This is a genomic window from Streptomyces sp. NPDC058525 (assembly GCF_042719495.1).
Taxonomy (GTDB): domain Bacteria; phylum Actinomycetota; class Actinomycetes; order Streptomycetales; family Streptomycetaceae; genus Streptomyces.
Window position 1 is genome coordinate 1 of the sequence record NZ_JBHXNP010000190.1, and the last position, 5472, is coordinate 5472.

Consider the following 5472-nt stretch of genomic DNA (forward strand, 5'->3'; position numbering starts at 1 on the left):
CCGCAGGCGCTTGTTGTAGCCCGACTGCTCGGGGAGGTAAGGGAACTCGCCGGTCAGGTGGCGGCGGGCGAACCGCAGCCAGCGGGCCTCGGAGGTGAAGCCGAGAACGGCCTGCATGACCGCGAGCGTCAACAGCTCGGCATCCGTCAGCCTCGGCGGTCGGCCCCATCCCCGCGATCCTGCCAGAGAGTCATCAATCCTCACGTACAGTGCTGTCGCGAGGGTTTCGAGATCTGTCGTCACAAACGGATCAACGAGACCCTCGCTTCATGCGCCCGAAGACTTCGGACTTACTCGTCTAGGCCTTCGGCGGCGGTTGGCCGCACTGGGTGCGGATGCGGTGGTCGTGGGGATGCTGGACGCGGCGATGGACGCCGACCGGATCATCAGCGCCACCCTCAACAGCACCGACAGGCCCCACCCCCTCGCGGAGTGGGTGCACACCCGGGACACTGCGCACATGCTCGCCTGGGCGCTCACCGGGACCCGCCCGCCGTCCTTTGCCGAGATTCCATCCCAGCGCCGGAGGGGGCCGACGGCAGCCTCGCCGCTCCTGCCCGTGCGTGACCGGTCCGCGTTCTTCGAGCAGTTGCGGACCATGGCGGAGGCAGCACCGCGGACCGACCCTCGGGGCGTTCTGCTGCACCGCCAGGCGCTGTATCTGACCTCGTACGACAAGAGCCCGGAAGCGGTGGCGTGGACGGCGCAGGCCCTGCATGCCAGGCGGGGTCTGCCGGCCCGGAGGGGGTGGACACCGCAGTGGGCCGAGGCGCGGTCGACGGCTACGGCTCTCGCTCGCCTCGGCGACCCCGTACCGCTGCTGGACTTCATCGAGCGGGCGATGGCGGGCGACGACGCGGGCGAGGCCGCGAACCTGAACTACTGGGCCTACTGGCTGGGCGGCACGCCGTTGCCGCAGTCCGATGACCTGTTCATGCGAGACCGCCGGCTGACCGGCTGGGACCCCGTCACCCTGTTGCGGGGGCTTACCTACGGCCTGCACCACGCCCCCGGCTTCGTCGACTTGTACGCACACACCATGTGGGCCCTGCTGACGGCCCATCCATGGTTGCCGCAGGCGTCGGGCGTGCTGGTGCGCGAGTTGGCGAAGCGTACGGAGCACCTGCTGGACGCGGGTGGCGTCTCGGAAAGATCCCGCCGCGAACTGAGCACCGTGAACTACGTTCTACGTGATCGAACCTGAAACCGGAGGTCACCACATGGCAGACGAGACGGCGAACGCGCAGGGAACGGCCGGGTTCCTGTTCGAGATGGGCGTGCTCAAGAACGCCAAGCGCACCGGTTGGTGGTTCACCGGGAACAACAACCCCGAGTCGATCGCGGAGCACTCGTTCCGAGTGGGCATCGTCGGCGCGGTACTGGCCATGATGGAGGGCGTGGACCCCGCCAAGGTGGCACTGATGTGCCTGTTCCACGACACGCAGGAGACCCGGATCGGGGACATCCCGCACATCGGCCGCCGCTACATCGACGCGGCGACGAACGAGACCGTCACCGCCGACCAGGTCTCGGCCGCTCACCCGGCGGTGGCGGCCGGGGTGCGGCGGGTCGTAGGGGAGTACGAGAACGGTGACTCTCCGGAGGCGATCGTGGCCAAGGACGCCGACAAGCTGGAGTGCCTGGTGCAGGCGGTGGAGTACCGGGCCCAGGGCTACAGCCTGGTGCAGGACTGGATCGACACCTCGTTGAGCAGCCTCAAGACGGCGTCGGCGCAGGCCCTCGCCGAGGCCGCTCTGACCATGTCCCCGCTGGAATGGCGGAAGACGTTCCTCGGCGAGTGACCCCGGCAGGTTTCCCGACAGGTGTTCCGCCCCCCCGGGTCGGGATCGGGCCGGGCGTGGGCGTCGTCACGCCCCGGGCAGCCGCCGGGCCGCACCCCGTACCCTGTGTCCGTGGCAGAACCAGTCCGTGTCCCGACCGCGAAAGTCGCCCTGTCCACCGCCTCCGTCTATCCGGAGTCCACGGCGACCGCCTTCGAGATCGCCGCGCGCCTCGGCTACGACGGCGTCGAGGTCATGGTCTGGACGGACCCGGTCAGCCAGGACGTCGACGCGCTGCGCCGGCTGTCCGACCACCACGGGGTGCCGATCCTCGCCGTCCACGCGCCGTGCCTGCTGATCACCCAGCGGGTGTGGTCCACCGACCCCTGGACCAAGCTCCAGCGGGCCCAGGCGGCGGCCGAGCGGCTGGGCGCGTCCACCGTCGTCGTGCACCCGCCGTTCCGGTGGCAGCGCCAGTACGCGCGGGACTTCGTCACCGGGATCTGGCGGATGGCCGACGAGACCGACGTCCGGTTCGCCGTCGAGAACATGTACCCCTGGCGCTACCGCGACCGCGAGATGCTCGCGTACGCGCCCGAGTGGGACGTGACGAAGGACGACTACCGGCACTTCACCGTCGACCTGTCGCACACCGCGACCGCCCGCACCGACGCCACCGAGATGATCGACCGGATGGGCGACCGGCTCGCGCACGTCCACCTCGCCGACGGAAACGGTTCGGCGAAGGACGAGCACCTCGTCCCGGGCCGCGGTACGCAGCCCTGCGCCGAGCTGCTGGAACGGCTCGCCCGTACGTCCTTCGACGGCCACGTGGTGATCGAGGTCAACACGCGGCGCGCCATGTCCTCGGCCGAGCGCGAGGCCGACCTCGCCGAGGCGCTGGCCTTCACCCGCCTGCACCTGGCCACCGCGTCCGCCCCGCACGACGGGGTCCGGCGCCTGTGACCGAGCCCGTGAAGCGCCGCCGAGGCCCCGGCCGGCCCCGCCAGGACGAGGTCGAGGAGGGCCCCGGCACCCAGGAGCGCATCCGCCTCGCCGCCCGCTCCGAGTTCGCCGCGCGCGGCTACGACAAGACCTCCGTACGCGGCGTCGCCAAGGCCGCCGGCGTGGACCCGGCCCTGGTCCACCACTACTTCGGCACCAAGGACGACCTCTTCGCCGCCGCCATCGAGCTGAGCATGGAGCCGGCGTTGGTGGTCCCGGCGATCCTCGGCGAGGGCCCGGACGGCATCGGGGAACGGCTCGTCCGCTACTTCCTCGGGATCTGGGAGAACCCGGTCACCCGGGCGCCGCTGCTGGCCGTGATCCGCTCCGCGCTGACCCACGAGGCGGCGGCCGCCGTGCTGCGCCGCATCGTCCTGCGCCGCCTGCTGGAACGGGTGGCGGCCGACCTCGCCGTGCCCGACCCGACCTTCCGCGCCGAGCTCGCCGCCTCCCACATGGTCGGCATCGCGATCCTGCGCTACGTCGTCCAGGTCGAGCCCCTCGCGTCCGCGGACCCGGACGACATCGTGGCCCTGGTGGCGCCCACCCTCCAGCGCTACCTGACCGAGGAATGAGCCGCCCGTCCCGGCATGCGGACTTGCCGTCCGTATCGCGGGCCGGGAGCGTAGCCTCGTAACTGATTCATATCTACAGCCGTGGCCGCGCTCGCAAGGCCGGCCGCACTCATGGGGAGTGAACCCGATGCCCGAGCTGAGGTCCCGCACCGTCACCCACGGCCGCAACATGGCGGGCGCACGCGCCCTTATGCGTGCGTCGGGCGTAGCGAGCGAGGACATCGGCAAGCCGATCATCGCGGTCGCCAACTCCTTCACCGAGTTCGTCCCCGGGCACACGCACCTCGCCCCGGTGGGCCGGATCGTCTCCGACGCCATCCGCGCCGCCGGAGCCATCCCGCGCGAGTTCAACACCATCGCGGTCGACGACGGCATCGCCATGGGCCACGCCGGCATGCTGTACTCGCTGCCCTCCCGCGACCTCATCGCGGACAGCGTCGAGTACATGGTCGAGGCCCACTGCGCCGACGCCCTGATCTGCATCTCCAACTGCGACAAGATCACCCCGGGCATGCTGATGGCCGCGATGCGCCTGAACATCCCGGTCGTCTTCGTCTCCGGCGGCCCGATGGAGGCCGGCCAGGCCACCCTCGTCGACGGCACCGTCCGCAAGCTCGACCTGATCGACGCCATGGTCGACGCCTCCAACGAGAACGTCTCCGACGAGGACGTCCTGCGGATCGAGGAGAACGCCTGTCCGACGTGCGGCTCCTGTAGCGGCATGTTCACGGCCAACTCGATGAACTGCCTCGCCGAGGCCATCGGCCTGGCCCTCCCCGGCAACGGCTCGGTCCTGGCCACCCACACCGCCCGCCGCGCCCTCTACGAGGAGGCCGGCCGCACGGTCGTCGAGATCACCAAGCGCCACTACGAGCAGGACGACCACTCCGTCCTGCCGCGCAGCATCGCCAGCCGCGAGGCCTTCGAGAACGCCATGGCCCTGGACATCGCCATGGGCGGCTCCACGAACACGATCCTGCACCTGCTGGCCGCGGCGCAGGAAGCGGGCCTGGAGTACGACCTCACCGACATCGACGAGGTCTCGCGCCGCGTGCCGTGCCTGGCCAAGGTCGCGCCCAACGTGGCGCCCGGCGGCACGTACTACATGGAGGACATCCACCGGGCCGGCGGCATCCCCGCCATCCTCGGCGAGCTGCACCGCGGCGGACTCCTCAACAAGAACGTCACCACCGTCCACTCCGACGGCCTGGAGGACTGGCTCGCGAAGTGGGACGCCCGCTCCGGCACCGCCTCCGAGGTGGCCATGGAGCTGTGGCACGCGGCCCCCGGCTGCAAGCGCTCCGCCAGCGCCTTCTCCCAGTCCGAGCGCTGGGAGACCCTCGACCTCGACGCCGAGGGCGGCTGCATCCGCTCGGTGCAGCACGCGTACTCCAAGGACGGCGGCCTGGCCGTGCTGCGCGGCAACATCGCGCTCGACGGCTGCGTCGTGAAGACGGCCGGCGTCGACGAGTCGATCTGGACCTTCGAGGGTCCGGCCGTGGTCTGCGAATCGCAGGACGAGGCCGTCGACAAGATCCTCCGCAAGGAGGTCAAGCCGGGCGATGTCGTCGTGATCCGCTACGAGGGCCCGCGCGGCGGCCCCGGCATGCAGGAGATGCTCTACCCGACCTCCTTCCTCAAGGGCCGCGGCCTGGGCAAGGTCTGCGCGCTCGTGACGGACGGCCGGTTCTCCGGCGGCACCTCGGGCCTGTCCATCGGCCACGCCTCCCCGGAGGCGGCCTCGGGCGGCACCATCGCGGTCGTCGAGGACGGCGACCGGATCCGCATCGACATCCCGAACCGGTCCATCGAGCTCCTGGTCGACGAGGCCACCCTCGCCGCCCGCCACGAGGCCCTCGGCGGCGTCTACGCCCCGAAGGACCGCGAGCGCAAGGTCTCCGCGGCCCTGCGCGCCTACGCGGCGATGGCCACGAGCGCCGACAAGGGCGCCGTCCGCGACGTCTCCCGCCTGGGCTGACCCCGGACGCACGGCACGGCGCGACGCCCCCGCACCCTCCGGATGCTGTTGGTTTATTCGGGGGCTCGCGTGACGTCGGCCTTCAAGACCCGGTTGTGGTCTTGAAGGCCGACGTTGTCGTTTGGGGTGGGTG

At 70.9% G+C, this 5472-nt stretch carries 5 protein-coding genes and 1 pseudogene; 5 read left to right on the forward strand and 1 reads right to left on the reverse strand.

The genetic code is table 11. From position 1 onward, the window contains the following. Positions 1 to 243, reverse strand: a pseudogene (locus tag ACFWP3_RS41325) (IS982 family transposase); the annotation flags it as partial. A gap of 103 nt (positions 244 to 346) precedes the next feature. On the opposite strand from ACFWP3_RS41325, the gene ACFWP3_RS41330 reads away from it, so the two are divergent. The 5 genes from ACFWP3_RS41330 to ilvD all read left to right on the forward strand — a co-directional run bounded on the left by ACFWP3_RS41330 (position 347) and on the right by ilvD (position 5339). Continuing rightward, positions 347 to 1204 (forward strand): XRE family transcriptional regulator, encoded by an 858-nt coding sequence (locus tag ACFWP3_RS41330; RefSeq protein WP_384232045.1) that lies wholly within the window; start codon positions 347 to 349, stop codon positions 1202 to 1204. A 16-nt stretch (positions 1205 to 1220) separates the two neighbouring features. Then, positions 1221 to 1802 (forward strand): HD family hydrolase, encoded by a 582-nt coding sequence (locus ACFWP3_RS41335; RefSeq protein WP_384232047.1) that lies wholly within the window; start codon positions 1221 to 1223, stop codon positions 1800 to 1802. A gap of 111 nt (positions 1803 to 1913) precedes the next feature. Next, complete coding sequence (locus ACFWP3_RS41340) at positions 1914 to 2747, forward strand: sugar phosphate isomerase/epimerase family protein (RefSeq protein ID WP_384232049.1); 834 nt, start codon at positions 1914 to 1916, stop codon at positions 2745 to 2747. Next, entirely contained in the window at positions 2744 to 3361 is a 618-nt protein-coding gene (locus ACFWP3_RS41345; protein WP_384232051.1) for a TetR family transcriptional regulator, read from the forward strand. The genes ACFWP3_RS41340 and ACFWP3_RS41345 overlap by 4 nt, the downstream gene beginning before the upstream one ends. Positions 3362 to 3488: 127 nt before the next feature. Continuing rightward, a complete protein-coding gene (gene ilvD / locus ACFWP3_RS41350) occupies positions 3489 to 5339 on the forward strand; it encodes a dihydroxy-acid dehydratase (protein WP_384232053.1) in 1851 nt (616 codons plus the stop codon). The last annotated feature ends 133 nt before the right edge of the window (positions 5340 to 5472 follow it).

Excerpts from the sequence above, each read along its gene's own strand:
- ACFWP3_RS41335 (WP_384232047.1), top strand. The coding sequence starts at position 1,221 with ATGGCAGACGAGACGGCGAACGCGCAGGGAACGGCCGGGTTCCTGTTC.
- ilvD (WP_384232053.1), top strand. The coding sequence starts at position 3,489 with ATGCCCGAGCTGAGGTCCCGCACCGTCACCCACGGCCGCAACATGGCG.